Source organism: Streptomyces cyaneofuscatus (assembly GCF_033109485.1).
GTDB lineage: Bacteria > Actinomycetota > Actinomycetes > Streptomycetales > Streptomycetaceae > Streptomyces > Streptomyces cyaneofuscatus.
In genome coordinates this window covers 8,037,277-8,063,337 of the sequence record NZ_CP137002.1, presented here as the reverse complement: position 1 = coordinate 8,063,337, position 26,061 = coordinate 8,037,277, and the positions used below count along the sequence as shown (strand labels likewise).

23 protein-coding genes and 2 pseudogenes are annotated in these 26,061 nt (G+C 70.9%); 10 read left to right on the top strand and 15 right to left on the bottom strand.

The window, feature by feature from the left end; all coding sequences use genetic code 11:
* Positions 1-454 precede the first annotated feature (454 nt).
* A pseudogene (locus R2B67_RS35625) lies at positions 455-1,025 on the top strand (telomere-associated protein Tap); the annotation flags it as partial.
* 12 nt (positions 1,026-1,037) lie between these two features.
* Positions 1,038-1,595, top strand: a complete 558-nt coding sequence (tpg, locus tag R2B67_RS35620; protein WP_317824709.1) for a telomere-protecting terminal protein Tpg — start codon at positions 1,038-1,040, stop codon at positions 1,593-1,595.
* 1,308 nt (positions 1,596-2,903) lie between these two features.
* Here the strand turns inward: tpg and R2B67_RS35615 are convergent.
* The 3 genes from R2B67_RS35615 to R2B67_RS35605 all read right to left on the bottom strand — a co-directional run bounded on the left by R2B67_RS35615 (position 2,904) and on the right by R2B67_RS35605 (position 8,989).
* On the bottom strand, positions 2,904-4,100 hold the full coding sequence (locus tag R2B67_RS35615; RefSeq protein WP_109981278.1) for a glycoside hydrolase family 64 protein: 1,197 nt from the start codon (positions 4,098-4,100) through the stop codon (positions 2,904-2,906).
* Positions 4,101-4,397: 297 nt separating this feature from the next.
* Positions 4,398-6,155 (bottom strand): ThuA domain-containing protein, encoded by a 1,758-nt coding sequence (locus R2B67_RS35610; protein WP_317824708.1) that lies wholly within the window; start codon positions 6,153-6,155, stop codon positions 4,398-4,400.
* A complete protein-coding gene (locus R2B67_RS35605; RefSeq protein WP_317824707.1) occupies positions 6,152-8,989 on the bottom strand; it encodes a PQQ-dependent sugar dehydrogenase in 2,838 nt (945 codons plus the stop codon). Before R2B67_RS35605 ends, R2B67_RS35610 begins: the two co-directional genes overlap by 4 nt.
* Positions 8,990-9,515: 526 nt before the next feature.
* Between R2B67_RS35605 and R2B67_RS35600 the strand changes: the two genes are divergently transcribed.
* Positions 9,516-10,778: a ricin-type beta-trefoil lectin domain protein gene (locus R2B67_RS35600; RefSeq protein WP_317824706.1), complete on the top strand. Its 1,263-nt coding sequence runs from the start codon at positions 9,516-9,518 to the stop codon at positions 10,776-10,778.
* A 97-nt stretch (positions 10,779-10,875) separates the two neighbouring features.
* Here the strand turns inward: R2B67_RS35600 and R2B67_RS35595 are convergent, their stop codons facing one another.
* The 4 genes from R2B67_RS35595 to R2B67_RS35580 form a co-directional block, all read right to left on the bottom strand.
* Entirely contained in the window at positions 10,876-11,670 is a 795-nt protein-coding gene (locus tag R2B67_RS35595) for an ABC transporter permease (protein ID WP_317824705.1), read from the bottom strand.
* Positions 11,667-12,776, bottom strand: coding sequence for an efflux ABC transporter ATPase subunit, DrrA-related (locus R2B67_RS35590; RefSeq protein ID WP_317824704.1), 1,110 nt, complete (start codon positions 12,774-12,776; stop codon positions 11,667-11,669). The genes R2B67_RS35595 and R2B67_RS35590 overlap by 4 nt, the downstream gene beginning before the upstream one ends.
* A gap of 109 nt (positions 12,777-12,885) precedes the next feature.
* Complete coding sequence (locus R2B67_RS35585; protein ID WP_317824703.1) at positions 12,886-13,728, bottom strand: DUF4097 family beta strand repeat-containing protein; 843 nt, start codon at positions 13,726-13,728, stop codon at positions 12,886-12,888.
* 99 nt (positions 13,729-13,827) lie between these two features.
* On the bottom strand, positions 13,828-14,340 hold the full coding sequence (locus R2B67_RS35580; RefSeq protein ID WP_317824702.1) for a toxin-antitoxin system HicB family antitoxin: 513 nt from the start codon (positions 14,338-14,340) through the stop codon (positions 13,828-13,830).
* A 247-nt stretch (positions 14,341-14,587) separates the two neighbouring features.
* Between R2B67_RS35580 and R2B67_RS35575 the strand changes: the two genes are divergently transcribed.
* The gene (locus R2B67_RS35575; protein ID WP_317824701.1) at positions 14,588-15,157 is read left to right on the top strand and encodes a DoxX family protein; all 570 of its coding nucleotides are present in this window, start codon (positions 14,588-14,590) and stop codon (positions 15,155-15,157) included.
* A 26-nt stretch (positions 15,158-15,183) separates the two neighbouring features.
* On the opposite strand, the gene R2B67_RS35570 is transcribed toward R2B67_RS35575, so the two are convergent.
* On the bottom strand, positions 15,184-16,017 hold the full coding sequence (locus R2B67_RS35570) for a helix-turn-helix domain-containing protein (RefSeq protein ID WP_317824700.1): 834 nt from the start codon (positions 16,015-16,017) through the stop codon (positions 15,184-15,186).
* 114 nt (positions 16,018-16,131) lie between these two features.
* Here R2B67_RS35570 and R2B67_RS35565 point away from each other — a divergent pair.
* Positions 16,132-16,724, top strand: a pseudogene (locus tag R2B67_RS35565) (NADPH-dependent FMN reductase).
* A gap of 46 nt (positions 16,725-16,770) precedes the next feature.
* Here R2B67_RS35565 and R2B67_RS35560 read toward each other — a convergent pair.
* On the bottom strand, positions 16,771-17,262 hold the full coding sequence (locus tag R2B67_RS35560) for an FBP domain-containing protein (RefSeq protein ID WP_317824699.1): 492 nt from the start codon (positions 17,260-17,262) through the stop codon (positions 16,771-16,773).
* Positions 17,263-17,344: 82 nt separating this feature from the next.
* On the opposite strand from R2B67_RS35560, the gene R2B67_RS35555 reads away from it, so the two are divergent.
* Both R2B67_RS35555 and R2B67_RS35550 read left to right on the top strand, forming a co-directional pair.
* Positions 17,345-17,917, top strand: coding sequence for a TetR/AcrR family transcriptional regulator (locus tag R2B67_RS35555; protein WP_317824698.1), 573 nt, complete (start codon positions 17,345-17,347; stop codon positions 17,915-17,917).
* A gap of 28 nt (positions 17,918-17,945) precedes the next feature.
* Positions 17,946-19,130: a GDSL-type esterase/lipase family protein gene (locus tag R2B67_RS35550; RefSeq protein WP_317824697.1), complete on the top strand. Its 1,185-nt coding sequence runs from the start codon at positions 17,946-17,948 to the stop codon at positions 19,128-19,130.
* 47 nt (positions 19,131-19,177) lie between these two features.
* On the opposite strand, the gene R2B67_RS35545 is transcribed toward R2B67_RS35550, so the two are convergent.
* From R2B67_RS35545 to R2B67_RS35535, 3 genes are all read right to left on the bottom strand, one after another.
* The gene (locus R2B67_RS35545; RefSeq protein WP_317824696.1) at positions 19,178-19,762 is read right to left on the bottom strand and encodes a DUF998 domain-containing protein; all 585 of its coding nucleotides are present in this window, start codon (positions 19,760-19,762) and stop codon (positions 19,178-19,180) included.
* 109 nt (positions 19,763-19,871) lie between these two features.
* A complete protein-coding gene (locus R2B67_RS35540) occupies positions 19,872-20,078 on the bottom strand; it encodes a ferredoxin (RefSeq protein WP_317824695.1) in 207 nt (68 codons plus the stop codon).
* The gene (locus tag R2B67_RS35535; RefSeq protein WP_317824694.1) at positions 20,075-21,325 is read right to left on the bottom strand and encodes a cytochrome P450; all 1,251 of its coding nucleotides are present in this window, start codon (positions 21,323-21,325) and stop codon (positions 20,075-20,077) included. The genes R2B67_RS35540 and R2B67_RS35535 overlap by 4 nt, the downstream gene beginning before the upstream one ends.
* Before the next feature lie 390 nt (positions 21,326-21,715).
* On the opposite strand from R2B67_RS35535, the gene thpR reads away from it, so the two are divergent.
* Both thpR and R2B67_RS35525 read left to right on the top strand, forming a co-directional pair.
* Positions 21,716-22,336 (top strand): RNA 2',3'-cyclic phosphodiesterase, encoded by a 621-nt coding sequence (gene thpR / locus R2B67_RS35530; RefSeq protein WP_317824693.1) that lies wholly within the window; start codon positions 21,716-21,718, stop codon positions 22,334-22,336.
* A gap of 286 nt (positions 22,337-22,622) precedes the next feature.
* Positions 22,623-23,483 carry an isocitrate lyase/PEP mutase family protein gene (locus tag R2B67_RS35525; RefSeq protein ID WP_317824692.1) on the top strand — a complete coding sequence of 287 codons (861 nt, stop codon included), beginning with the start codon at positions 22,623-22,625 and terminating at the stop codon, positions 23,481-23,483.
* Positions 23,484-23,492: 9 nt separating this feature from the next.
* Here R2B67_RS35525 and R2B67_RS35520 read toward each other — a convergent pair whose 3' ends face one another.
* Genes R2B67_RS35520 through R2B67_RS35510 form a run of 3 tightly spaced genes read right to left on the bottom strand, consistent with a single transcriptional unit; the run spans position 23,493 to position 25,499 of the window.
* Complete coding sequence (locus tag R2B67_RS35520; protein ID WP_317824691.1) at positions 23,493-24,329, bottom strand: class I SAM-dependent methyltransferase; 837 nt, start codon at positions 24,327-24,329, stop codon at positions 23,493-23,495.
* Positions 24,326-24,952 carry a hypothetical protein gene (locus tag R2B67_RS35515; protein ID WP_317824690.1) on the bottom strand — a complete coding sequence of 209 codons (627 nt, stop codon included), beginning with the start codon at positions 24,950-24,952 and terminating at the stop codon, positions 24,326-24,328. Before R2B67_RS35515 ends, R2B67_RS35520 begins: the two co-directional genes overlap by 4 nt.
* A gap of 58 nt (positions 24,953-25,010) precedes the next feature.
* Positions 25,011-25,499: a MarR family winged helix-turn-helix transcriptional regulator gene (locus R2B67_RS35510; RefSeq protein WP_317824689.1), complete on the bottom strand. Its 489-nt coding sequence runs from the start codon at positions 25,497-25,499 to the stop codon at positions 25,011-25,013.
* 115 nt (positions 25,500-25,614) lie between these two features.
* On the opposite strand from R2B67_RS35510, the gene R2B67_RS35505 reads away from it, so the two are divergent.
* Positions 25,615-26,025, top strand: coding sequence for an Ohr family peroxiredoxin (locus R2B67_RS35505; protein WP_317824688.1), 411 nt, complete (start codon positions 25,615-25,617; stop codon positions 26,023-26,025).
* Positions 26,026-26,061: the final 36 nt, after the last annotated feature.

The following is a 26,061-nucleotide window of genomic DNA, read 5'->3' as shown; positions in this document are numbered from 1 at the left end:
GGCGACCTGTCTCCGGCCGCGGCGACGTACCCCGAACCGTCACGGACCATGACGAAGAACGAGTGCAAGAAGGGCCTCCAAGGAGGCCGGCTGTTCGCCGTGAAATCCCGGTACGCCATGTGCACCGGAACGCAGTTCGTCCAGAACTGGCTGCAGCGCGGCCGTCCTGTCGGGCAGAGTACGTTCACGCTGTGGGTGATCGAGGCGGTTCCGAAGAAGGCGGACTGGCCTGGCCTCGGTGCGCGGCCAGTTCTGGATACCTCACCCGACCGTTCGACGGTATCGACTGAGAACCTACGCCGCTTCAACCACCATCGCTTCTGCGTGCTGTTGCTGTGTCGACAGGCGCCTTCGCCACCCAGGTCGGGGGGCGGCTTGGAGGAGCCATCGACCAGATCAGCAATGCCACCGCCCAGCTCACCGGCGAATCCCTGGGCCAGCACCCGGCTTCGCCGTCGCCACCATGGCCGACCTCAAGGTTGCGGAGAAGCTGCCCTCGGTGAGTTCCTGAAGGCGATGGACGGTTACAAGGGGCGGGATCCTGAGCTGGGGATCGTGGTGGACGCGGTGAAGATGACCGTCAAGGGCGGCATCGGCAAGCTGCAGGAGAAGGCCCGGGGCGGCGGGTGGGTGCCGGGGCAGGCGTGGCCCGCGCTGGCCCGGCCGACGTGGCGCCCCGACATCCGGGCTGCCGTCATCTCGCGGGCCCGGGTCAACATGCACCGCAAGATGGTCGCCCTCGCCGCGGCCACCGGCCGCTACCCGGTCGCGGTCCTGTCCGACTGCGCCGTCTACACCGCCGACGGCCCCAGCCCCCTGGACGTCCTGCCCTACGACCAAGAGGCAAGACCGTGCCCGGGTCATTCCGTCTCGGGATCTCCCCCGGCATGGTCAAGCACGAGGGCACCCAGAACGTGCTGTGGGGTATCGGGGTGCTGGAACAGCTCGCTGCGGAGGGCAAAGTCGCCAACCTGGCCCGGTACATCAAGACCGGTGAGGTCACCGCCCGGGACACCGGAGGATAGGGAGCGCGGCGGATGCTCACCGTTGAGGAGAAGCCCGGCCGGGCCGTGCAGCAGGCGTTCACGCGCCCGGCGCCCAAGTCCGCCGGCGCCCAGATGCGTTACCTGGTGCGCCAGCACCGGGGCAGCACCCATCAGGTCGCCGAGCTGCTCGGCATCAGCCGGCGCACGGTGGAGCGATATGTGAAGGGCCGGATCAAGCAGCCCCGCCCGCAGCTGGCCACCCGGCTGGAAGGGGAGGTCCGCACGCGGTGGCAGCCGCAGGTCAGAGCCCGGGCCCGGCAGAAAACAGCCACCACCGACGGCATCATGATCGACGTCCAGGCCCGCTTCGGCTACACCGCCGCCGCCGGATCCACCGACCAGTCCCGCGTCCGCCACCTCACCCTCGCCCTCCCACCCCACCACGCCGCCCGCCTCCTCGACGCCCAAGCCGCCGGCCTCGACGAGAACCAACTGCTCCAGCTCACCGCCGAAGCCCTCGGCGAAACCTACTTCCGCGACAACGGACGCCGCGCGCACGGACTCGAAGTCGAACTCACCAACGTCCTCGACCTCCAGTTCCGGCTGTAGGCAGGGGTGATGTCCCGGCGCGTCCACGCGCCGGGTGACGCAAGCACGGCCGGGCGGCTTCCGTGGCGCCCGAGCCCTGTGAACGCCCGGCCGCGCGACGGACGACGCCCCCGCTGCATCCGTCGCCCAAGGATCGGCCAGAAGCATCACCGCATCACCTGCCGCCCCTAGACGTTTCAGGCGACGTGCTGAGGCGACCTACTGTGTGAGGGCTGCCCTCATTTCGACCAGCAAGGAGCGCCAGGCGTGAACGTCGAGATCCCCCCTCAGATACGCGACTCTGCTGCCCAGCTCGGAGCTGGGGTCCCGTACGCCTTGAAAGTGCTGGCGGGCCAGCTCGCTGATGACCCGGACATGGGTGAGGTCTCGGGTCTGCCCGGCATCCTCAGCGTGACAGTCGATGGCGACCATTTCGAGGACTGCCCAACGCTGACTATCGGCTACATTCGCGAGCCTGACCGGATCGAGATCAGGTACGTGAACCCGGTTCCCTCCACGCAGCCCGCCGTCCGGGAGCACAGCGAGGACCAGAGTGCCCAGCGACGCCGGCCCGCCGCCGAGGCCGGTGCCATCCGAGAGATCGCCGACGCGTGGCAGTGCATCACCCGCTGGCTGGAGTTGAATGCTCCCGACTCTTATGGCGCGCTCCGTGCTGGAGCCGATCCTGTCGACATCGCCGCCTTGGATGACGGCCTCAGCACTCGGATACCCGTCGAGTTGAGTGCACTGTGGCTGCTGACGGGCGGTGATGACGGCAGCAACGGCTGGGGCTGTCTTCCGGGGAATCGGGCTCTGATGAACCTGGAGGCCGTGGCCGCCACGTACCGGCTGAAGATGGGCGACCAGGCGAACCAGGACCCGTACGAGGGTCCGGTCGATGTCGACCCAAGTACCGTTCTGGAAGGTACGGACCGGGTCAACGTACTCGCGTGCCGTGAAGGTCCGCCGGGCTCGGCAAAGACCTCCCTGCGCGCGGTGCGCATGCCGAGAACCTCGACCTGCTGCCCGCTCCGGGCGGCGACGGCCAGCGCCTCGGCCTCGGTCGTTGCGGGCTTGGCCGCGGCGGCCACCGACGGGTCGGGGGCCGTGTCGGGAGCGGGGGCCTGCGCCGGGGCGTTGAGGATCCCCGTCATCACAGCGCCCGCCACCACCGCGGCGAGGGCACCACGCAGCACCGGGCCACGTCGTATGCGTCCGGACATGCGTCTGTTCCGCCGCGCTTCCCGGGCCGGGTGCGAGCGGTCTCCCCCTCCCCCAGGTACAGGTCGGAGCAGTCCGCGGCGCACCCCGCCCGGGAACAGAGACGGGTCAGCTGAACCGGTCGAGGGTGATCAGGGCCTCCTGCGGGTTGCCGTCGTGGACGAGCGACTCGTGGGCGCCCACATCGTCGAAGGCGAAGCCGTACGCCTTGCCGTCCACCATCTGTGCGTGGATGGCTCGGGAGTAGTGGTTGGTCACGGCGTCCTTGTAGAAGTTCGCCGCGTTGTTGTCGGGGTGGTTCGCGCCGTTCAGCAGGGTGGAGCGGTTGAAACCCGCGCACAGGGTGCGGGAGATCGGGCCGCGTACCAGGTCGTTGGGGGCGTCCAGATGCTTGTAGCAGCCGAAGACGCTGTCCGAGTCCGGCTTCTGGAACGAGGTCACGACCGCGCCCGCGCTGTTGGTGAAGTTCATGACGTTCCCGGAAACCCGGCCGTAGTACTTGGTGTTCGGCTCGTGCGCGAACGGAGTCACCGTCAGCGTGGAGCTGCTGTAGCGGCTCCAGACCCGGTTGACGTAGTCGTTCAAGGTGCCGGACGGCAGGGCGCCGGCGCCGACTCCGTGGCCGGGTGACAGAGCGCGCAGGACCGTTCCGTCAGGCCTGGTCTGAATGAGGCCCGACCAGCCTCCGGGCTGGTTCCTGAGGGAGGCGAAGACGGCGTTGTAGCCGCCCGGCTTGAGGCGGCCGGTGGTCTTGACCGTTCCGCTGGGGGCCTTGACTCCGACGGAATAGGGAGCCGAGAACATGTCGACCTGGGTGCTGTTGATCCACAGGCCCGCGTCGTTGAGTGTGTACTCGGTCCAGTTGAACAGAATGTTCCTGTTCGGGTCGCTCGGATTCTGCACCGCGGGCTGGACGAGACCACCGGTGGTGACCTTGAAGACAAGCTTCTGGCCGTACGAGAAGTAGACCCGGCCGGAGAATTTCGGCATTCGGATCGTCATCGACTGCCCATTGCGCGGGCCGGTGATCGACGCGTCCGGTGCCGGGGTGGGCGGGTTGCCCCCGGCCGGCCAGGGGTGGAACACACCGTTCGCGTCGGCCCAGCCCTGACGGCCCGTCGAGAGCTCCGTTCCCAGGTTGTAGACGTAGATCTGGTCGCTGCGGCCCGAGTCGTTCTTGAAGGTCAGGGGGATGGTCGCGGGGACCGCCGCCTCGGCGGCGGTCTCACCGACGACGGTGGTCAGACCTGCGGCGAGGGCCAGCGCGGCGGTCAGTGAAGCGAGGCTTTTCCAGGGAGCGGGCATGCTCGTCCTCCTCATCGGGGTGGATCCGTGGGTGGAACGGTGAGCGCATCACCTTGAATATGAGAGCGCTCTCAGAGCGCTCTCAGAATCCTGCGGCGCGGGAGGGCTGTCAACGAGCTTGTCTCAACTCTTTTAATGCAGTGGTCGGTTGCGGGAAAAGCGGTGCGGTCCGGCTACCGGGCTGAGAACGGCGGCGGCGCGTTTCGGCGTTGCGCCCCGCCGCCGTCACCGGCCCCGTGTGGCGGCCGGTTCCGGGGTCGCCGCCTCCCGCGGCGGCCCCGGAGTCGAGAGGTCCCCTCAGCTGGGGAGGACCCACTTCTGGTTGGCGCCGGTGTGGCAGGTCCACAGGTGGAGCTTGGTACCGTCCGCCGAGGAGACTCCCGAGGCGTCCAGGCACTTGCCCGAGGACGGGTTCTTCAACGTGCCGTCAGGCTGTGCCACCCACTTCTGGGCGCCCGTGCCGTTGCACCCGTACAGCTGGATCTTCGTACCGTCCGCCGTCCCGGCGCCGCTGACGTCCAGGCACTTGCCCAGGGCGCGCAGCGTGTCGTCCGCGCCGGCCGTCCACCTCTGGGCTGTCGACTGGTTGCACGTCCACAGCTGGATCTGGGTGCCGTCCGCACTCGACCCGTTGGCCACGTCGACGCACTTGCCGCCGATTCCCGTGATGGCTCCTTCCCTGGGGCCGGTCGCGCCTCCGAGCTCCTTGATGCGGATGTTGCGGAAGGACACGTCGTCGCCGTCGCCGTGGTTCTGCAGGCCGATGTGCCCCTGCTGGAGGCTGCGCACGGGGTCGGTGTTGGTGAAGTCGTTGATCTTGCGGCCGTTGAGGAAGAGCTGGAGGCGCTCGCCCTCGACCCGGATCTCGTACGTGTTCCACTCCCCCGGCGGGTTGAGCGCGGCGTCCCGCGCCGCCAGGTCGGCCGACTTGAAGCCGTAGACGGCGCCGGTGGTGCGGTCGGGGGTGTCGGTGGCGTCGATCTGGATCTCGTAGCCGTTGTTGACGGCCGACCACGGGTCGTCGGAAGCGGGGAAGCCCACGAAGACGCCGCTGTTGTCGTCCCCGCTCTGGCGCCAGTCGAGCTTCAGGGAGTACGAGGTGTACTCCCTGGCCTGGTACCAGTACAGGCCAAGGCCGCCCTGGGAGGTGAGGGTCGCGTTCGCGTGCGTGAAGGAACCCGGGCCCGCCTGCTTCCAGCCCGCCGTCCCGGAGGTGCCGAACAGCGTGGTGTAGCCGGTCTCCGGGCGGCAGTCGGCCTCCGTCATCTCAGCGGCCCAGCGGATGCCGCCGAGCAGGTGGCGGCGGAAGGCGGGCTCGGCGAAGGACTCCTGGGTGTGGCCGCCGCCCGTGTAGAAGGCGCGCCCGCCCCGGTAGTCCTTGCACCAGGCGATCGGATGGTCGCCGCCCATCGTGCCGCCGCTGTAGGTGGACTCGTCGAGCGAGGCCAGGACGTGGGCCGAGCTGCGCGGGTTGGTGCGGTAGTCGTACCACTCGTCGGTCCGCTGCCAGGTGGGGCCGAGGTGCGCGGTGGCGTCGTGGGCGCGGTCCTCGACCTTGACGGTGGCCGGCTGGATGTGCGGGTGGGACTTGAACAGGGCGCCGGCCAGGCCGTTGTACCAGGTCCAGTCGTATTCGGTGTCGGCCGCCGCGTGGATGCCGACGTAGCCGCCGCCCGCCTCGATGTACCCCTCGAAGGCGGTCTGCTGGGCGGCGTTGAGGACGTCGCCGGTGGTGGAGAGGAAGACCACCGCCTCGTAGCCGGCGAGGGTGGCGGGGGTGAAGGCGGCGGCGTCCTCGGTCGCCGTGACGGTGAAGTTGTTGGCGGCGCCCAGCTGGCGCAGGGCGGCGATGCCCGCCGGGATGGAGTCGTGGCGGAAACCGGCGGTCTTGGAGAAGACCAGCACGTCGTACGCGGGGTCGGCGGCGGCCGCGGCCGCACGGGCGGGGGCGGCCGGGGCCTGTTCGGAGGCCGTGGAGACCGCCGGGGGCAGGACGGCGGCGCCGAGCAGGGCGCCGGCGGCCCAGCAGGCGAGGCGAGTGCGGCGTCGGTTCATGACAGGGTCCACTTCTGGTTGGCGCCGGTGTGGCAGGTCCACAGGTGGAGCTTGGTGCCGTCCGTCGAGGAAGCTCCGGAAGCGTCCAGGCACTTGCCGGAGGACGGGTTCTTCAACGTGCCATCAGGCTGTGCCACCCACTTCTGGGCGCCTGTGCCGTTGCACCCGTACAGCTGGATCTTCGTCCCGTCCGCCGTGCCCGCGCCGCTGACGTCCAGGCATTTGCCCAGGGCGCGCAGCGTGTCGTCCGTGCCGGGCGTCCACTTCTGGGCTGCCGTCTGGTTGCAGGTCCAGAGCTGGATCTGGGTGCCGTCCGCACTCGCTCCGCCCGCGGCTTCGGCGCACTTGCCGCCGATGCCCTTGAGGTCGCGGCCGGCCGGGGTGGTCTGGCCGGTGGTGAAGGTGAAGTCGTCCAGGTCGAAGAGCGAGCCGCTGCCGCCCTTGAAGACGAGGTGGAGCGTGGTGGTGGAGGCCGGGCGGTTGGTCAGGTCCGCGCTCACGTCCCGGAAGGTGTCCCAGCCGCCGGTGACGGGGACCGCGGCCGAGCCCAGCAGGGTGCCGGTGGGTGAGCCGGCCCGTACCTCCAGCGTGCCCCCCGCACCGCCGGAGGAGACCCGGGCGGTCAGCTTGGTGGCGTTGCCGAGGATGTAGGGGGTGAAGGAGATCCAGTCGTTGTTGTCGATGTAGCCGACGGTCTTGCCGCCGTTCGCCGAGGCCTTGTCGACGATCTGGATGCCGGCGGAGCCGCCGAAGTGCTCGGCCTGGCGCTTGCTGCCCTGGCTGATGTTCTGGTCGTGCGTGGTCAGGGCGGGCTGGCCGTTCGCGCCCTTGTCGGTGTACTCGGCGTCCCAGACGCCGAAGATGTTGGCGTTGGGGTCGTGCTCACCGTCGGCGATGGTCTGTACGGTGCCGGAGCAGCCGGTGGCGGAGGTCTGCGGGTGGCCGTGGCTGTCGTGGCCGATGATGAAGGTGACCTTCACCTTGGAGCAGTCGATCGTGCCGTCCTCGGGGTCGGTGACGGTGACCTTGAAGGGGACGGCCGCGCCCGGGTCGATGATCGAGCCGTCGGCGGGCAGATCGAGGGTGACGGTCGGTGCGGTGTTCCCGACGGTGATGACGACGGAGGCGGTGGCGGTGTTGCCGGTGCCGTCGGAGACGGTCAGTTCGGCGGTGTAGCGGCCGTTGGCGGTGTAGGTGTGCGAGGGGTTCGCGGCTGTGGAGGTGGATCCGTCGCCGAACTTCCAGGCGTACGTGAGGGGGTCGCCGTCGGGGTCGGAGGTCCCGGCCGAGGAGAACGCGACCGCGAGGGGGGCCTGGCCCGAGGTGCGGTTCGCGGTGGCCTTGGCGAGCGGGGCGCGGCCTCCGGTGACGTACTCGATGCGGTAGACCGCGCTGTTGGCGTCGCCGTTGAAGTAGCCGGTGCCGTAGTCGAGGACGTAGAGCGCGCCGTCCGGGCCGAAGGCCATGTCCATGACCTGGGTGCCCTGCCAGGGGAACGCGTTGATCGACTGTACGGTGCCGTCGGAGCCCTGCTCGATGCGCTTGATCCACTTGCGGCCGAACTCGCCCGCGAAGTAGTCGCCGTCGAAGCTCTGCGGGAACTTGACCGTGGAGGTCGAGGCGGCGTCGTAGCGGTAGACGGGCCCGCCCATGGGTGACTCGGAGCCGTTGCCGAACTCGGGGACGGAGCCCCCGTCGTACGGTATCCAGGCGGGCTGGGCCGGGGGCAGGTCGGTCAGGCCGGTGTTGTTCGGCGAGGTGTTCTTCGGTGCGGCGCAGGAGAACGTGGCGCCCGAGGTGGACGTGGCGAAGTTGTAGTCCACGTAGGGGCTGTTGTTGCCGACGCAGTAGGGCCAGCCGTAGTTGCCGGCCTTGGTGATGCGGTTGAACTCGACCTGTCCGGCGGGTCCGCGCCCGGCGTTCGCCGTGCCCGCGTCGGGGCCGTAGTCGCCGAGGTAGACGATGCCGGTGGGCTTGTCGACGCTCATCCGGAAGGGGTTGCGGAAGCCCATGGCGTAGATCTCCGGCCTGGTCCTCGCGGTTCCGGGTGCGAAGAGGTTGCCGGACGGGATGGTGTAGCTCCCGTCGGCGGCGACCTTGATCCGGAGCACCTTGCCGCGCAGGTCGTTGGTGTTGCCGGAGGAGCGCTGCGCGTCGTACGCGGGGTTGCGGTTCGGCCGCTCGTCGATGGGGGTGTAGCCGTCGGAGGCGAAGGGGTTGCTGTCGTCACCCGTGGAGAGGTACAGGTTGCCCTGGGCGTCGAAGTCGATGTCTCCGCCGACGTGGCAGCACAGGCCGCGGCTCGCGGGGACGTCGAGCACCTTCCTCTCGCTGGCGGGGTCGAGGGTGCCGTCGGCTCTGAGGACGAAGCGCGAGAGCCGGTTGACGCCGTCGAAGGGGGCGAAGTCCGCGGCGGATCCGCCTGCGGGCGCGTCGCCGGAGGGCGTGGTCAGCTTCGGCGCGTAGTAGAGGTAGACGAAGCGGTTGGTGGTGAACGCGGGGTCCACGCCGACGCCTTGGAGGCCCTCTTCGTCGTGCGAGTAGACGTCCAGTTTCCCGGCGGTCTTCGTGGTGCCCGCGGCGTCGGTGAGGCGGAGGGTGCCGTCCCGTGAGGTGTGCAGGACGGACCGGTCGGGCAGCACGGCGAGCGTCATCGGCTCGCCGGTCTCGGCCACCCCCTTGGCGAGGGTGACCTGCTGGAACTCGTCGGCAGCGACGCTTGTCCCGGGTTCGGGCGCCGCCGCGGCGGGGCTCTGCTGGGCGGTGAGGGCACCCGCTGCGGCGAGCAGGGCGCAGGCCAGCGCCGCGACGGGTCGGGTGAGTCTCCTGTGCACGCGCATCCTCCGTGTGGTGACGGGGTGAGGTCTGGAGCACAGGCGCGCGCCGTCGCGCCGGGGAGGCATGGGTGCTCCCGGGGGGAGGGAGGAGCACTCAGGCCTTGTCATTCGGTACAGAGCAGGAAGGTAATGGCTTTTTCGCGGACCAGAAAGCCCTTTGACGTACCTGGCCTCAACTTTCTCTACTGGGGAGACAAAGCGACTGGTTGGACTCCTCGGCCGAGGGAGGCGAGAGACGCCGCCACGGCACCGGGAAGGCTGCTCTCTCGTCGGGCGGTGGGACGTCAAGTCGACCGTCCGTGAAGGGAATTGGTCCAGACGAACGTCTTGACGGGTCTGCGGCGCGCTCCTTAAATCAGTAGCGCCAACTGTTGAACGCTGCTGTCCCCGGCGATCCCCAGATCACTTCACTTCGTGTCCATAACACGGCCGTCAGCGCGCCCGGCGTTCTGTCATGCACACGTCGCCCTGCACTCCGCTCTCCCCATCCCCTCACACCCCCACGAAAGCGATGTGATGCCCCGTGCGTACGCCTTGGCGCCACAGATCCCTCACCTGGCTGGCCGCTGCCGCCTGCCTCTCTCTCGCCGCCCTCTCCCCCACCGCCGTACAGGCCGCGCCGGCCCCGGACTCCGGTACGGTCGCCCCCGCCGCCGTCACCTTCGACGAGAACTTCGACGGGCCGGCGGGTTCCGGCGTCAACACCTCCAGGTGGCAGCTGGAGACCGGCGACAACGTCAACAACCACGAGCGGCAGTTCTACACCTCGGGGACGAACAACGCCGCGCTCGACGGCCAGGGCAACCTCGTCATCACGGCGAAGAGGGAGAACCCGGCCAACTACAACTGCTGGTACGGGCGGTGCGAGTACACCTCGGCCCGTCTCAACACGGCCGGGAAGTTCACCGCCCAGTACGGGCGCGTCGAAGCGCGCATGAAGCTCCCGCGCGGCCAGGGCATCTGGCCCGCCTTCTGGATGCTCGGCAACGACTTCGGCAACGTCGGCTGGCCCGCCTCGGGTGAGATCGACATCATGGAGAACGTCGGCTTCGAGCCGGGCACCGTGCACGGCACACTGCACGGACCGGGCTACTCCGGCTCCGGTGGCATCGGCGCCGGTTACACCCTGCCCGGCGGCGCGGCCTTCGCGGACGCCTTCCACACCTTCGCCATCGACTGGAGCCCCAACTCCATCCGGTGGTCGGTGAACGGGAACGTCTACCAGACCCGCACCCCCGCCGACCTCGGCGGCCGGCAGTGGGTCTTCAACAAGCCCTTCTTCCTGATCCTGAACCTCGCGGTCGGCGGCTACTGGCCCGGTGACCCCGACAGTTCGACCCGCTTCCCGCAGCAGCTCATCGTGGACTACGTGCGCGTGAGCACCGACACCACCACCCCGCCGCCCGGCGCCAGGACCATCCGGGGCATCGGCGGAAAGTGCCTCGACGTGGCGGGCGCCAGCTCGGCCAACGGCACCGCCGTCCAGCTCTACGACTGCAACGGGACGGGCGCCCAGCAGTGGGACGTACGCTCCGACGGCACGATCCGGGCCCTCGGCAAGTGCCTCGACGCCAAGGACGGGGCCACCGCCAACGGCACCCTCGTCCAGCTCTGGGACTGCAACGGGACGGGCGCCCAGCGGTGGGGGATCTCCGGCGCGCAGGACATCGTCTCCGTCCCGGCCGACAAGTGCCTCGACGCCACCGGCAACTCCTCCGCCAACGGCACCCGCGCCCAGCTGTGGACCTGCACCGGAGCCGCCAACCAGAAGTGGACCGTGGCATGAGCGGTAGCCCCGCCGGGGCCGGCTCACGGCTCGCACCCACCGCGCGCTGAACCCGAGCCTGCCCGGACGACGGAGTTCCGTCGCCGGGCAGGCTCGGTCATGCCGCGTCGCCGTCGAACTTCGCGGCCGACCAGAAGTAGCCGAGCACGGCGAGCCCCAGGCACCATGCGACGGCGAGCCACCCGTCGGCACCGATCTCGCTGCCGAGCAGCAGCCCGCGCAGGGTCTCGATGGCGGGGGTGAACGGCTGGTACTCGGCGATCGGCCGGAACCAGCCGGGCATGGAGCCGACCGGCGTGAAGGCGCTGGAGAGCAGTGGCAGCAGGACCAGCGGCATCGCGTTGTTGCTCGCGGCCTCGGCGTTCGGACTGACCAGGCCCATGCCGACCGCGATCCAGGTGAGCGCCGTGGCAAAGAGGACCAGCAGCCCGAAGGCCGCCAGCCACTCCAGGGCGGTCGCGTCCACGGAGCGGAAGCCGATGGCCACGGCGACGACGCCCACGAGGATCACGCTCATGACCGACTGGAGCACGCTGCCGAGGACATGGCCGACGAGTACCGACGGGCGGTGGATCGCCATCGTACGGAAGCGGGCGATGACGCCCTCGGTCATGTCGTTGGAGACGGACACCGCCGTGCCGACCACGGTGCTGCCGATCGTCATCAGCAGCAGGCCCGGGACGACGTACGCGATGTACGCGGAGCGGTCCGGGCCCTGGCCGCCGCTGATGACCGAGCTCATCGCGTCGCCGAAGATGTAGACGAAGAGCAACAGCAGGACGATCGGCGTGAGCAGCAGGTTCAGTGTGAGGGACGGATAGCGCCGCGCGTGCAGGAGGTTGCGGCGCAGCATCGTGGACGAGTCGCGTACGGCGAGGGAGAGAGAGCTCATCGGGCGGCCTCCTTGGGCTGGTGGGGCTCGGTGGACTGGTGGGGCCCGGTGGACTGTTGGGGCCCGGTGGGCTGGTCGGGCTGCTCGCCGGGCCGGTCGGGCCGGCGGGACGGAACGGGCCGGCGGGATCGGTCGGGCGCCGTGGAGCCGGTCAGGGCGAAGAACACGTCGTCCAGGTCGGGCGTGTGCACGGTCAATTCGTCCGCCTCGATGCCGGCCGCGTCCAGCCGTCCGAGAAGGGCGTGCAGCTCACGCTGGCTGCCGTCGCTCGGGATCCGCAGGGTGAGCGCCTCCTCGTCCTGGACGGTGTCGCCGAGCGCGGCCGCGGCGCTCCGGTACGCGGCCGGGCCGAGGAAGCGCAGCCGTACGTGTCCGCCGGGGATGAGCCGCTTCAGCTCGTCGGCGGTGCCTTCTGCGGCGATCCTGCCGTCGTTGAGCACCGCGATACGGTCGGCGAGCTGGTCGGCCTCCTCCAGGTACTGGGTGGTCAGGAAGACGGTGGTGCCCGACGCGACGAGTTCGCGGATGATCTGCCACAGAGTGTGCCGGGAGCGCGGGTCCAGGCCCGTGGTCGGCTCGTCGAGGAAGATGATCCTCGGGGCGCCGACGAGGGTCATCGCGATGTCGAGGCGGCGCTTCATTCCGCCCGAGTAGCTCTGCGCGGGCTTCTTCGCGGCGTCGGCGAGGCCGAGTCGCTCCAGCAGTTCCGCCGCGATCCGGCGCCCCTCGCGTCGCGGGAGGTGGTGCAGGTCCGCCATGAGGAGCATGTTCTCCTCGCCGGTGATCAGCCCGTCCACGGCGGAGAACTGCCCCGTGACGCCGATCGCGGCCCGTACCCCGTCGGGGGAGGCGGTGATGTCGTGGCCCGCGACCTGGGCCTGTCCCCCGTCGGCGGTGATGAGCGTGGAGAGGATCTTGACGAGGGTGGTCTTGCCGGCGCCGTTCGGCCCGAGCAGGGCGAACACCGATCCGGCCGGGATGTGCAGATCGACGCCGTCGAGGACGGTGTGGTCGCCGTACGCCTTGCGCAGACCGACGGCGGAGACCGCGGGCAGGGGCGGATGAGCGCCACCTCTGCTGGATGTGGGCATGACAGATACAGGCATGGGGTTCTCCCCTTCGCGTGCGGTTGATGTGAGAGTTCGTATGCGGATGACGTGAGAGCCGACGAGCCGTTCGAGCGGTCCCCGCCGGTCAGTTCTCGGCCCTTGCCGGTCAGGGCCTGGCGCGGCGGACGTCGATGTTGCCGAACCGGGTGCGGGCGCGAATCTTGACGGTGTCCGCGCTCTCCTCCGGGGCCTTCGAGGCGGTCAGCGTGTTGCGCACCTGGCCGGAGTCCGAGCTGACGTCGAGCCAGGCGGCGGTGCCCTCGCGGACGCCGACCTCGATGGCACCGTAGGAGGTCTCCAACTGCACGGTCCCGCAGGACACTTCGGCGACGCGCAGGGTGCCGTTGGCGGCGGTGGCGGTGACGGAGCCCTCGGCGCGCGCGATGAGGATGTCGCCGTTGGCGCCGCTCACCCGCAGGTCGCCCCTGGCCTCCTCGACACTCGTGGTGCCGTGCGAGTTCTTCAGGACGGCGGGGCCGTCCACGAGGCCGACGCGCACGCTCCCGGAACTGGTGGCGATCTCGGCCGCGCCCTCGACCCGGTCCACGGTGATCGAGCCGTGCGACGCGGTCAGCTTCAGCGGGCCGGTCGTGTCGAGGCGCACGTCGCCGGACGAGGTCTTCACGCGGACCTCGCCGAGCCGGCCCTCGCCGAACACCTGGAGCCAGGCGCCGGTCACCTCGGCGTGTGATCCCGCGGGCAGTCCGACCGTCACGTCGACGGTGCCGGTGCGGCCGAGCAGTCCGGGCTTGGGCGTCCTCACGGTGAGCGTGCCGCCCGCGTACGTGACCCCGGTCTGGCCGGCCGTCCGCACGTCCTGGTCCCGCTTCGGGTCCCGTGGCCGTACGTCCACGACGGTGGCGGGGCCGTCGCCCGCGGTGAAGTGGATGGAACCGGCCTCCACATGTGCGGTGACCGAGATCGGTTCGGGTGTGTCGAAAGAAGGCATGGCTGTCCCGTCCTCATGGGTGCTGGAGACGTCCCCGCTGGTGGGACGTGGTGTGTACGTGAAGTGGTACGGAGCGGCAGCGGTACGGAGCCGGGGCGGCTAGCGCACCCAGCCCGTGAAGCTCTGCCCGACGGTCCGGGTCTTCTCCGTCGTACGCGGCCGGGCGCCACCCTCGACGGCGGACGCCACCGCCCGGACCAGCCACGCGTTGACCGACAGCCCTTCACCGGCCGCGGCCTCCTCGGCGCGGGCCTTGAGGTGGGCCGGCAGACGCAGATTGACCCGGGCGGCAGGGCCTTCGTCGCCGTCGGCCGGGGCCTTGAGCGGCTGGACGGGCTCGGCCGGTTCCGGGGTGGCCCCGTCGCCGGTCTGCGGCAGCGTCACCACGAAGTCGGGGTCCAGCCCGCGCAGCCGCACATCGACGGAACCGGGGGCGAGTTCGCGCGTGATCTCGTCCATCGCGGCGGAGAGCACATGGAGCATGGTCAGCCTGGTCGCCGACTCCAGAGGGGCGGTGAGCCTCTCCGCCAGCGCACGGGCTTCGTCGCCGCCGGCTTCGGCGGCCACCGCGAGTTCGCGGCGGAGGGAGTCGACATACGGAGTGAGGTCCATGACGCCATGATGGCATCACAGTGGCGCCATTCGCAAGCCTTTATGGCGCCGAACAGCACCAGGTGGCACCACATGACGCCACGGCGCCTGCTCATGGCACCACGCGGCACCAGACGGCGTCAGGAGAGGGCGGCCCTCTGCGGGCTTCCCCGTCAGGAGGGGGGCGGCCCTCTGCGAACTGCCGCCGAACGACGGACGCCGGGCGTGGAAGCGTGTGCTTCTCCGCGTGGCGGGGCAGCCGACCGTCATGACTGTTCTGCGTAAAGTCGCCCGGCCCCTGCTCGCCTCGATGTTCGTCAGTGGCGGATATAACGCGGTGCGCCATCCCGCGCCCCTGGTTCCTGTCGCCGAGCCCGTGACCGATCGCGTGACCTCGGCGATCGGACGGCGGACGTCCCTGTTGCCGGAAGATCCCGAGAGCCTCGTACGCCTGAACGGCGCGGTACAGCTCGGTGCGGGCCTCCTGCTCGCGCTGGGGCGTGCGCCCCGGCTGGCCTCGGCGGCTCTCGCCGTGACCCTGGTGCCGACGACGCTGGCCGCCCATAGCTTCTGGACGATCGAGGACCCGGAGAAGCGCGCGGCCCAGCGGATCCAGTTCCTCAAGAACGCGTCCCTGCTCGGCGGGCTCCTCATCGCCGCCGCCGACACCCACGGCAAGCCCTCGCTCGCCTACCGCACCCGCCATGCCGCCGGTCATGCCTCCGACGCCGTCGCCCACCAGGCGCACGCCGCCGCCGGCCGGGTCGGTGATGTGGCGGGCAGCACGGTGGAGAGCGTCACCGATGTCGTCGAGGCGGCCCGCAAGCGGCTGCCGTAACCCGGTGGCGCCGCTGCCGGAGGGGTTCAGACCGCCCGCAGTCGGCCGGCGGTGCGGCCCGTGAGCCCGTCGACCGCCCGGGCCGTTGCCTCGTCGGCCGGGAGGAGGACCACCAGCTGCTGGGCGTCCTCGGGGAGTTCGAGGGTCTCGCGGACCAGCTCCAGTTCGCACCCGGAGGGGTGGTGGAGCCGCAGAGGCCTTCGTCGCGGAACCACGTGCCGGTTCAGACGGCGGGTGAGCTCGGGGCCCGCGGCGGGGGCGAGTTCCGCGGTGAACCACTCGAAGCTCACCCCCGAAGGCCCGTGCCACAGCTCGAAGGCCCGCTCGTCCGCGGCCTCGTCCCAGTCGGCGAAGAACGTACGGGCCCGGGGGTCGGTGAAGACGTAACGGGTGAGGTTCGGCGTGTCGGCGTCCAGCAGTCCGGTGTCCCTGGCCACCGCGTCGAAGCCGGTGGTCCGGGCGAGGACGTCGCCGAGCCGGTTGGTCACCATGGCGATGCCCGGTTCCAGGAGGCCGAGTGTCCGCAGAACCGGCGGACGGACATCGCGGCGCGGTGGCTCGGCCCGGGTGTGCGCCGTGCACTCGCCGCCGGTGATCTTCGACAGATAGCGCAGGTGCTCGCGGTCCGGCAGGTCCAGAGCGAGGGCGTCGGCGAGGGCGTTCACCACGGCGACCGAGGGGTTGCGGTCACGGCCCTGCTCCAGCCGGGTCAGGTACTCGACGCTGACGCCCGCTCGCGCGGCGAGATCGGAGCGCCGCAGCCCCGGCGCCCGGCGGCGCCCCCAGTCCGGCATCCCGAACGACTGCGGCTGGACGCTGTCGCGCCTGGCCCGGATGAAATCCCCCAACGGCGAACCCATGCCCGGGAGGATACGACGTCCTCCCCCGGCCCCGGGAGCGCCCAGGGTGGCCCTGCGGGGGCCAGCCTGAGCACGGTCTGGCGGGAGTCGCGCCGCGTCCGGATCGTGGTGGTCATGGACAACAAGCCCAAGCTCGTGATCATCATCGGAAGCGTCCGGGAGGGGCGGTTCGGCCCGGCCGTGGCCTCATGGGTCGCCGAACAGGCCGATACGCACGGTGCGTTCGACGTGACCGTCGTCGATCTGGCCGACTCCGACCTCCCGTTGGCCCTGCCCGCCGCATCGCCGAAGTACGCCGGTGACGCCTACCCCCGGCCCGCCGGGATGGCGGAGCTGACCTCCGCCCTGGAGAGCGCCGACGCGTTCGTCGTCGTCACGCCCGAGTACAACCACAGCTACCCCGCCTCACTCAAGGCGGCCATCGACTGGCACTTCACCCAGTGGGAGGCCAAGGCCGTCGCCTTCGTCAGCTACGGCGGTGCCGCGGGCGGCCGGCACGCGGTGCTGCACCTGGAGAACGTCCTGACGGAACTGCACGCGGTGACCATCCGTGAGGGCCTCGCCTGCCCGAACTACTTCACCACCTGGCAGGACGGCCGCCCCCTCGCACCCGAGGCCCCGGCTACGCCAAGACGCTGCTCGACCAGCTGGCCTGGTGGGCGACCTCGCTCCGCTCGGCACGCCGGGCGGCGCCCTTCCCCGCCTGATCGCGGCGACCGGATGCGACCCCCGTGATGTATGGGGGCTCGGGGGTCAGCCGGTCACCTTGGCGATGAACGCGGCGAGATTCCCCACGGTCCGCTGGATCTGCTCCTCCAGGGTGAGCGACTCCTTGAGCCGCGCGCCGACGCCCGCGTCCTTCTTCCCGCGTACGTAGAGCGAGCAGGCCAGGTCGCTGCACATGTAGGCGCCGACCGAGTTTCCCTGCTGGCCGGCCTTCCCTGACTTCGGGGCCACCAGTAGGGAGACTCCCCCGGTGTGGACGGTCACGCACATCGAGCACATGCTGCGGCGGGTCTGCCAGGAGCCGGCGTCCGAGGAGCGCAGCTGGACGCCGACCGGGCGGTCGTCCCAGCCGGCGACGAGGTAGGCCCGGTCGGGGGCCTGCGGGTCGCGCCAGCCCAGGAAGTCCAGGTCATCCCAAGGCCGTTCGGCCAGGTCACGGGGGATGCTCAGGCGCTTGGCCTCGCCCTTGGTGCAGTTCACGAACGACGTACGGATCTCTTGCTCGGTCAGCGGTTTCATGACAGCCACGCTATTTTGCCTAAAATCATTAGGCAAATGTATATTTCCTTAGGCAATCACTGGGAAGTGTTCGGAGGGTGGCATGGCGAAGGCAGGACCGGCCGCGGAGCGCGTGGTGAGAGCGGGGGCCGAGCTCGCGGACGAGATCGGCTTCGAGCAGGTGACCCCCTCCGAACTCGCCCGGCGGTTGGGCGTCAGGACCGCGAGCCTGTATTCGCACGTCAGGAACGCCCACGATCTCAAGACGAAGATCGCACTGCTCGCCCTGGAAGAGCTCGCCGACGTGGCGGCCGCCGCGATCGCGGGGCGGGCCGGCAAGGACGCGCTCAGCGCCTTCGCCGACGCGTACCGCGACTACGCCCGCCGGCATCCGGGCCGCTTCGCCGCGGCCCGGTTCCGGCTCGACCCGGATGCGGCAGCGGCGAGCGCCGGCGTACGGCATTCCCGGATGATGCGGGCCATCCTGCGCGGCTACGACCTGACGGAGGTCCAGCAGACGCATGCCGTACGGCTGCTGGGCAGCGTCTTCAGCGGTTACGTCGGCCTGGAGGCGGCCGGCGGGTTCAGCCACAGCGCCCCCGCCTCCCAGGAGAGCTGGACCGAGATCCTGGGCGCACTCGACGCCCTGCTGCGCAACTGGCCCGCCCCCTCCTGACCCTCACCCTGCGAGAAGAGCTAAGAAGATGAACACCCACCACGGGTGGACCGCCACCCCCATCACCCTCGACGTCCTGCGCGGCGCCCTCGACCTGGAGCGCACCGGACGCGGCGTACTGCCCCACCGGCTGCCCGCCCACGCCCGGGAGCAGATCCCCGACGGACAGCTGGCCATGGCCGAGTCGCAGCCCTCCGGGGTCCGGCTGGCCTTCCGCAGCCGGGCCACCGCCGTCGAGCTGGACGTCGTCGCCACCAAGCGGGTCTACCCGGGAGCGCCGCCGCGCCCCGACGGGGTGTACGAGCTCCTCGTGGACGGTCACCTCGCGGGCCGGGCGAGTGCGCCCGACGGCGACACGCTCACCGTCGACCTGGCCTCGGGGACCGCGCACAGCCGCCCGGGTCCCGTGGAGACCCTGCGGTTCACCGGCCTGCCGGACGGTGAGAAGCGCATCGAGATCTGGCTGCCGCACGACGAGACCACCGAACTCGTCGCCCTGCGCACCGACGCGCCGGTCCACCCCCCGCAGCCCAGCGGCCGGCCGGTCTGGCTGCACCACGGCAGTTCCATCAGCCACGGTTCCAACGCCGCCACCCCGACCGGCACCTGGCCGGCACTGGCGGCGGCTCTCGGCGGGGCCGAGCTGATCAACCTGGGGTTCGGCGGCAGCGCCCTCCTCGACCCGTTCACCGCCCGCGCCATACGGGACACCCCGGCCGACCTGATCAGCGTCAAGATCGGCATCAACCTCGTCAACGCCGACCTGATGCGGCTGCGCGCGTTCGGCCCGGCCGTCCACGGGTTCCTCGACACCATCCGCGAGGGGCACCCCACCACGCCCCTGCTGGTCGTCTCGCCGATCCTCTGCCCCATCCACGAGAACACGCCCGGCCCGTGCGCCCCGGACTTCAGCGCGATGAGCGAGGGGCGGCTGCGGTTCGTCGCCACCGGGGATCCCGCCGAGACCGCCGCCGGGAAACTGACGCTCACCGTCATCCGGGACGAGCTGGCCCGGCTCGTCGGGCAGCGCGCCGCCACCGACCCTCACCTGCACCACCTCGACGGCCTCGCCCTCTACGGCGCGACCGACCACGCCGAGCTGCCGCTGCCCGACGACCTGCACCCGGACCCCGCCACCCACCGGCGTATCGCCGAACGCTTCGCCGGCCTCGCGTTCGGCGACGGCGGGCCCTTCGCGGCGGAGAACCGCTGATGACAGGAGCCCGCCCCTCCTTCAGGCCTACGGCCACGCACTCCCGGTCAGCGCACGCTCCGCCGGCAGGAGACCACCACCAGGAAGGGCCAGAGCGCCTGAAGGAACGTCACGACCCGCTCGGCGACGCCGGGCGCGCCCCCGCTCTGCAACTCGGCCAGGAACCAGAACGCGGTCGCCCCCATCAACGCGCTCGCGGCGAGCGACACGTCCAGCCTCAGCCCCCACGGGACCGGCCCCTTCCTTGAGACGGCGGCGAGGGGAGGCCATACCGCCAGCAGGACGAGGCCCGCGGTGGCCACGGCCCCGTGTTCCAGGGCCCCGCCGCTGCTCGGTGCCGGAACCAACGTCAGGGCCAGGGCGCACAGTCCGCCGCCGGCCAGGGCGACCCGTCCGGCGAACGCCGCCTCCCGGAGTGCGTGCGCCGTGACCACGTAGCACGTGCCCAGCACCAGCAGCATGCCTGTCATCAGCCAGTAGCTGCCGGCCCCGTAGGACGCCAGCACGCTCAGGGTCTGCGTCGCGGGGTCGTACGCCGGGCCCTGCCGCAGCTGCGCGATCGTCCAGGAACCGACCAGCAGCACCGGGGCACACCCGGAGGGGAGCAGAGCCCACCAAGGAGCAGATCGCATCAAGGCATCATAAATGCCTCATCATTGCTTGTCGTTGACCTGGGTGCCGAGCCACGGGACCCGGGGGGGCGGGCCCCTCTGCGTCCCGGGGCGGTGGAGCGGGGGTACGTCAGTCGGACGACAGGGCCACCGCCCCCACCGGGCAGGCCCGTACGGCCTCCCCCACCAGCGGATGGGTCCCGGTCGTCGACTCCCGGCCTGGGAGCACCTCGCTGATGCCGTCGTCGTCCTGGGTGAACACGTCCGGCGCGGTCAGCGCACACATTCCGGCCCCCACACAGCGTTCCTTGTCGACCTGGATCCCCACGCCGCTCACCAGGCCACGGGGAGTTCGAGCAGCCCTTGGATCGTGTCCCCCGGTTTGTGGAGGATCTCGTGCGCGGGCACGGCGAGCCTGAGGCCGGGCAGCCGCTCGAACAGCGTGCGCATCGCGATCTCCAGCTCGGCGCGGGCAAGGTTCTGGCCGAGACACTGGTGGATGCCGAAGCCGAAGGCGAGATGGTGGCGGGCGGAGCGGTCCCAGTCCAGCGTCTCGGCGCCGGGGAACACCTCGGCGTCGCGGTTGATGAGCGAGGTCGAGAAGACCACGCCCTCACCCTTGCGGATCGTCGCCCCGTCGACCTCCAGGTCCTCGACCGCCAGACGCTGGAGGCCGTCGGCGATGGACAGGAACCGCAGCAGCTCCTCGACCACCATGGTGGTCGTCGTCCCGCCGGTCCGCAGCGCCGCCAGCTGTTCGGGGTGGCGCAGCAGCGTGAACGTGCCGAGCGAGATCATGTTCGCCGTCGTCTCGTGTCCTGCGATGAGCAGGATGACGGCGAACGCGACCAGCTGTTCGCGGTCGACCGGTCCGTCCGGGTGGTCCCGGTGGATCAGCTCGTCGAGGAGCCCGTCCCCGGGCTCGGTCCGCTTGCGGTCGATCAGCGCGCCCAGGTACTCCTCGAGTTCCTCACGCGCCCTGTCGACATCGTCGGCTCCCGGGCCGCGCAGAAGCCGCTGCGAGCGCTCCTCGAAGAACGCGTGGTCGGCGTACGGCACTCCGAGCAGTGCGCAGATCACCATCGACGGCACCGGCAGGGCGAACGCGCTCACCAGCTCGGCCGGCGGCCCTTGTCGTTCCATCGCGTCGAGCAGCCGGTCCACGGTCTCCTGGATACGCGGCCGGAGCGCGCCGATCCGCTTCACCGAGAAGGCCGGGATGAGCATCCTGCGCTGGGTGTTGTGCTCGGGGTCGTCGACGCCGAGCAGGGCCACGCGGCGCCGCTGGGCGTTCGCGAACCGCTGGGCCGGGATGGGGAAGTCCGGGTGGCTGCGGTCACTGGAGAGCCGCGGGTCGGCCAGCAGCCGGCGGGCCAGGGCGTGTCCGGTGACCGCCCAGACCGGGCGTCCGTCGAAGAGGGTGACCCGGCTCAGCGGGCTCTCCTCGCGGAGCGGTGCGTAGCCGGCGGGCGGGTGGTACGGGCACTCCCGGTCCTGGGGGAAGGACGTGGCGGGGGCCGGGGCGGTGGCAAGGGCGTGGGGGTCGAGGTCCTGGCGGGCCGGGTCCGTGGTGGATTCCGTCATGGGATCGGGTCGCCTCGCAGTGCTCGGTCGTGCGCGCGGAGCCGGTCGTTCCGCGCTTCCTCACCATTGGATGCCTAAGGCACCTATCCGGTCGACGGGTAGACCGGCCAGGTCACCGGGGCCGTGGATCTGGCCGGTGCCATTCGTACGCGTTCGAACCGCACCGCATCGGCTCAGCTCCGAAGGGGCGCCCGGTCCGCGCCGGGCGTGACCACCGGGCCGCCAGCGGCTTGAACCGGACGGGAGGGCGGGGCCTGAATCATGCCGTACGCCGACGGCGCGTCCTCGCGCGGCCAGGAGAGCCCCCTCATGTCGTCACCGGCGGCCACAGGCCCCGTGGGTGAGACCCGTGTTGCGCCGGGGGCAGGGCCGCCACGTACGGTACGGCAGGTGAACGAACCGCCCGAAGCCGCTGCCGAGCCCGCCGTGGACGAGCGTGGACCGGCCACGACGATCCGCGTGTTCCTGGCACTCGCCCCGCCCGACGACGCCAAGGACGAACTGGCGCGGGCGCTGGGTCCGGCCTACGAAAAGTACCCGCGCCTGCGCTGGAACCGGATCGAGGACTGGCACATCACCCTCGCGTTCCTCGGCGAGCTCCCGCTCACCACCGTCCCGCTCCTGATGCCCCCGCTCGCCGGGCTCACCGCCCACCGCCGGCCCCTGCGGCTGGCGCTGCACGGCGGTGGGCACTTCGACGAGCGGGTCCTGTGGAGCGGGATCGAGGGAGACCTCGAAGGGCTGCACCGGCTGGCCACCGACGTACGCGACATCGTCAAGGCCTGCGGTGTCTCCTTCCCGGACCGGCCGCTGCGGCCCCATCTCACTCTGGCCCGCTCCCGCCGGGGCGACCACCGCGCCGCCGTGGAGGTCGCCGCGGGACTCGCCGCGTTCTCCGGCCGCATGTGGGAGGCCGAGCGGCTCCATCTGGTCGGCAGCAACTTCGGCCGTGGCCCGGGGCCGATCCGCTACCGCGACATCGAGGCCTGGAGTTTCGGTAACGGATCCTGACCCTTGACCGTCACAGTGACCGGTGCGGTCGGTGTGGTGCCGGCGGTGGGCGGTGCTATCGGGGGGCGGGGCTGTCCGGGGGGCGGGGCGATCAACGCCGTACGTCGTCAACGCGGCGCCGCGCGGCACGAGTCGGGGCCGCGTGTCGCCGCGGCTCAAGCACACCCGGGCCGGTATACGTATGCGAGCACTCGCAAAAGGATCATGGTTGCGGCGAGTGCCCACGCCGATCGCCGGGTGCGTCCGTCGCCACCCGCGCTGCACGGCCGCACCCAAGGAGAGAGACATGCGCTACGGAAGCGCGCTGCGCGAGCAGATCCGCACGCCGGGAACGACCCCGCTCGTCGGCATCTACGACATGTACTCGGCATCGGTCGCCGCCCGGCACTACGACGGCTTCTTCGTCTCCGGTTTCGGCTTCGCCGCCTCCCACTACGGGCTGCCGGACATCGGCTTCATCGCGTGGCCGGACATGGTGGCGTTCGTCGAGCGGCTCCGGCTCGCCTTCCCCGCCCACCATCTGCTGGTCGACATCGACGACGGTTACGTGGACCCGGAGGTGGCCTGCCACGTGGTGCAGCGGCTGGAGCGGGCCGGGGCCTCCGGCGTCATCCTGGAGGACCAGCAGCGGCCGCGCCGGTGCGGCCACGCGGACGGCAAGAGGGTGCTGCCGCTGGCCGAGTACCTGGAGAAGCTGAACCTCGTCCTGGAGAGCCGGCGGGACCTGGTGGTCGTGGCCCGCACCGACGCCACCGAGGAGGAGGACATCCTGCGCCGCGCGCAGGCACTCGCGGAGACCGATGCCGATGTGGTGCTGGTCGACGGGGTGCGGGATGTCGAGTGGATCCGCCGCATCCGCAAGGTCATGGACGACAAGCCCCTGCTCTTCAACCAGATCGCGGGCGGCAGGTCGCCGAGGCTCTCGCTCTCCGAACTCACCGATCTGGAATGCCAGGTGGCCATCTACAGCACGCCCTGCCTGTTCGCCGCGCACGCCGCCATCGACACCGCGCTCAGCGAGCTGAAGGAGGCCGACGGGCGGCTCCCGGAGTTCTCACCCGGTACGTCGGTCGGGGTGCGGGCCTCGACCGCCCTGCTGGAGAAGAACATCAGCCGGCACCACCCGGCCGGGCTCCGGACCGTCTGACACGGGACGTCAGCGCGTGTGCGACACGGCCAGTTCGAAGAGGTACCGCTTGGTGACCCTGCCTCCGTACCGCCCCTCGATCAGGGCCTCGACGCACCCCAGCAGCCCGTTCCTGGCTGCCTCCGGAAGCGCCCGGTGGCCGGAGAAGGTCCGCAGCAGCTCCAGGTAGCCGGATGTGGTGAAGGTGAGGTCCTGCTCGTGGCGGCGCAGGACCGTGGGAGCGAACCGGCCACTGCGCGCCACCTCCCGTACGTGGTCCGACGGGTCGACGTCGGCCGCCGCGGGAGGCCGCAGCCCGGGTGGGGTCTGCGGGTCGAAGCGCTCGTAGCAGCGCTGGACCTCGGCGAAGAACTCCTCGGTGCCGCCCCTGACATGCTGGCCGCGCACCACGGCGAGCGCCCCGCCCGGGCGCAGGGCGTCGGCGGCCCGGGTCATCCGCACCGCCGGGTCGATCCAGTGGAACGCGGTCGCCGAGACCACCGCGTCGTACGGTTCCGGGGGCAGCGGCCAGCTCTCGAACGGGGCCGTCACCACCTCCACGTCCGTGGCGCCGGCCAGGTTGCGGCGGGCGATCGCGGCCATGCGGGGTCCGGCCTCGACAGCGGTGATCCGGCAGCCCCGTGCGGCCAGGGGCACCGTCGCCTGACCGGTCCCGCAGCCCACCTCCAGGACGCGGCTGCCGGGGCGGGCGCCGGCGAGCTCGGCGAGGTCGTCGTAGAGCGCGGGCGGATATCCGGGCCTGGCCCGGTCGTACAGCTCCGCGTCCTCGTCGAAGATGCGGGCCAGTTGCGCCCGCCGGGGCTCGTCGGGGCTGTCGTCGCGTCGGGCGTCCACGGCCCGGGTCATGCGGATTCTTGCGGCGCGGGCCGGGCGTGCGTCAGGAGGAAATCGGTCGCCCGGGCGATGGCCTCGGCCGACGTGGCGTGAACGGCCTCGGACTCCTCCTCCTGCCGGTTGGCCGCCGTGGCGGTGTACCACCAGGCGTCCACGCCCGGGTCATGGTGGATGACGGCGGAGCCACCCGCGTACCGGAGGGGTACGGACTCGCCGGCCGACCTCTTGACGACCGCGTGCGGCCACTTGAGGCGGGCGGACTGGCGCTTGATGCCGCCCCAGGCCGCGCCCAGCTGGGAGTAGCTGGCTCCGCTGCGGCCCGCCGCGGTGGCCGCGCTCTCGGCCAGCCGGTCGACGGAGCGCTTGGCTTCGTACAGGGCCCGGAGCGTGGCCAGTTGGACGTCCGGGGCGGCCATGAGCGCGGCGTCGAACGGTTCGCCGGCGGTGCGGTAGGCGAGCGCACGCGTCGAGATCCGCTCGGCCAGCGCGCGGACCGCGTCGAGCACCTTCTCGTCCATGACGAACGAGTCGTCGTCGCCGGGCTCGCTCCAGGCGGGCTCCACAGGTGTCATGACGACGTTCCAGAAGTTCTCGTCGTGGCGGGCCGGGGTGGGGACGGCTCTTGTTTCATCCATGCGACAACTTTAGCTGTCGCAAGCGCTTGACGACAAGAGAAACTGTCACACTAGGCGGTCACCGGGCTTCGGCGGCTTCCGTCAGGGCCGTGGCGAGGCGGCCGAGCACCTCTTGCAGTCCGAGAACCTCCTCCACGGACAGGCCCGTCGCGGCGAGCACCCCCCGAGGGACGGACAGCGCGGATTCACGCAGCCGCGCACCCTCACCGGTGAGCTCGATGACGACGGATCGCTCGTCCTCACGGCTGCGCTCACGCCGGACAAGCCCCGCCGCCTCCAGCCGCTTCAGCAGGGGCGAGAGGGTCCCGGAGTCCAGCCGGAGGCGCTCCCCGATGGCCTTGACCGGCCGGGGGCCCTCCTCCCACAGGACCAGCATGACCAGGTACTGGGGGTAGGTGAGGCCGAGATCCTTGAGCGCCTGCCGATAGAAGCCGCCGAACGCCCGCGACGCGGCGTGCAGCGAGAAGCAGACCTGGTGGTCCAGTCGCAGCAACTCCTCGTCGGGGACGGCGGGGAGGTCGGGCGAGGCGTTCGGAGCAGGCGTCATGGAACCAGCGTACCGCCGACCACGCCATTGAGTTGTGCACAACTTAATGATGTGCAATCTTTGTGTTCGTGACCGCGGCGATCCGTTCGCGGCACCGACAAGGAGGGGTCACCCCATGGACGCGCTGTACACCGCCGCCGCAACCGCCAACGGCCGCGAGGGCCGTGCCGTGAGTTCGGACGGCCAGATCGACCTGCCGCTGGCCCTGCCCCCGGCCCTCGGCGGCAACGGCAAGGGCACCAACCCCGAGCAGCTCTTCGCGGCCGGGTACGCGGCCTGTTTCGCCAGCGCGATGGCCGCCGTCTCCCGCGAGATGAAGCTCGACACGAAGGACGTCTCCGTGACCGCCGAGGTCTCCATCGGCAAGGACGGCAACGGCTTCGGCCTCGCGGTCGTCATGCGCGTGGAGCTGCCGGACTCCCTCACCGGAGAGGTCGGCCGGCAGCTGGTCGAGGCCACCCACGCCTACTGCCCCTACTCCAAGGCGACCCGGGGGAACATCGACGTCGAGCTGGTCATCGAGTAGTCCCGTATCCCGTATCCGGGCGGCCGATCCCGTACG

What these genes read in the sequence shown, in the direction of transcription:
- R2B67_RS35570 (WP_317824700.1), bottom strand. Translation starts at nt 16,017, where the DNA reads ATGGGTTCGCCGTTGGGGGATTTCATCCGGGCCAGGCGCGACAGCGTC.
- R2B67_RS35610 (WP_317824708.1), bottom strand. Translation starts at nt 6,155, where the DNA reads ATGAACCGACGCCGCACTCGCCTCGCCTGCTGGGCCGCCGGCGCCCTG.
- tpg (WP_317824709.1), top strand. Translation starts at nt 1,038, where the DNA reads ATGCTCACCGTTGAGGAGAAGCCCGGCCGGGCCGTGCAGCAGGCGTTC.
- R2B67_RS35550 (WP_317824697.1), top strand. Translation starts at nt 17,946, where the DNA reads ATGAACACCCACCACGGGTGGACCGCCACCCCCATCACCCTCGACGTC.
- R2B67_RS35615 (WP_109981278.1), bottom strand. Translation starts at nt 4,100, where the DNA reads ATGCCCGCTCCCTGGAAAAGCCTCGCTTCACTGACCGCCGCGCTGGCC.
- R2B67_RS35580 (WP_317824702.1), bottom strand. Translation starts at nt 14,340, where the DNA reads ATGGACCTCACTCCGTATGTCGACTCCCTCCGCCGCGAACTCGCGGTG.
- R2B67_RS35585 (WP_317824703.1), bottom strand. Translation starts at nt 13,728, where the DNA reads ATGCCTTCTTTCGACACACCCGAACCGATCTCGGTCACCGCACATGTG.
- R2B67_RS35535 (WP_317824694.1), bottom strand. Translation starts at nt 21,325, where the DNA reads ATGACGGAATCCACCACGGACCCGGCCCGCCAGGACCTCGACCCCCAC.
- R2B67_RS35525 (WP_317824692.1), top strand. Translation starts at nt 22,623, where the DNA reads ATGCGCTACGGAAGCGCGCTGCGCGAGCAGATCCGCACGCCGGGAACG.
- R2B67_RS35520 (WP_317824691.1), bottom strand. Translation starts at nt 24,329, where the DNA reads ATGACCCGGGCCGTGGACGCCCGACGCGACGACAGCCCCGACGAGCCC.
- R2B67_RS35575 (WP_317824701.1), top strand. Translation starts at nt 14,588, where the DNA reads ATGACTGTTCTGCGTAAAGTCGCCCGGCCCCTGCTCGCCTCGATGTTC.
- R2B67_RS35590 (WP_317824704.1), bottom strand. Translation starts at nt 12,776, where the DNA reads ATGCCTGTATCTGTCATGCCCACATCCAGCAGAGGTGGCGCTCATCCG.
- R2B67_RS35595 (WP_317824705.1), bottom strand. Translation starts at nt 11,670, where the DNA reads ATGAGCTCTCTCTCCCTCGCCGTACGCGACTCGTCCACGATGCTGCGC.
- R2B67_RS35505 (WP_317824688.1), top strand. Translation starts at nt 25,615, where the DNA reads ATGGACGCGCTGTACACCGCCGCCGCAACCGCCAACGGCCGCGAGGGC.
- R2B67_RS35555 (WP_317824698.1), top strand. Translation starts at nt 17,345, where the DNA reads ATGGCGAAGGCAGGACCGGCCGCGGAGCGCGTGGTGAGAGCGGGGGCC.
- R2B67_RS35560 (WP_317824699.1), bottom strand. Translation starts at nt 17,262, where the DNA reads ATGAAACCGCTGACCGAGCAAGAGATCCGTACGTCGTTCGTGAACTGC.
- R2B67_RS35515 (WP_317824690.1), bottom strand. Translation starts at nt 24,952, where the DNA reads ATGGATGAAACAAGAGCCGTCCCCACCCCGGCCCGCCACGACGAGAAC.
- R2B67_RS35510 (WP_317824689.1), bottom strand. Translation starts at nt 25,499, where the DNA reads ATGACGCCTGCTCCGAACGCCTCGCCCGACCTCCCCGCCGTCCCCGAC.
- R2B67_RS35545 (WP_317824696.1), bottom strand. Translation starts at nt 19,762, where the DNA reads ATGCGATCTGCTCCTTGGTGGGCTCTGCTCCCCTCCGGGTGTGCCCCG.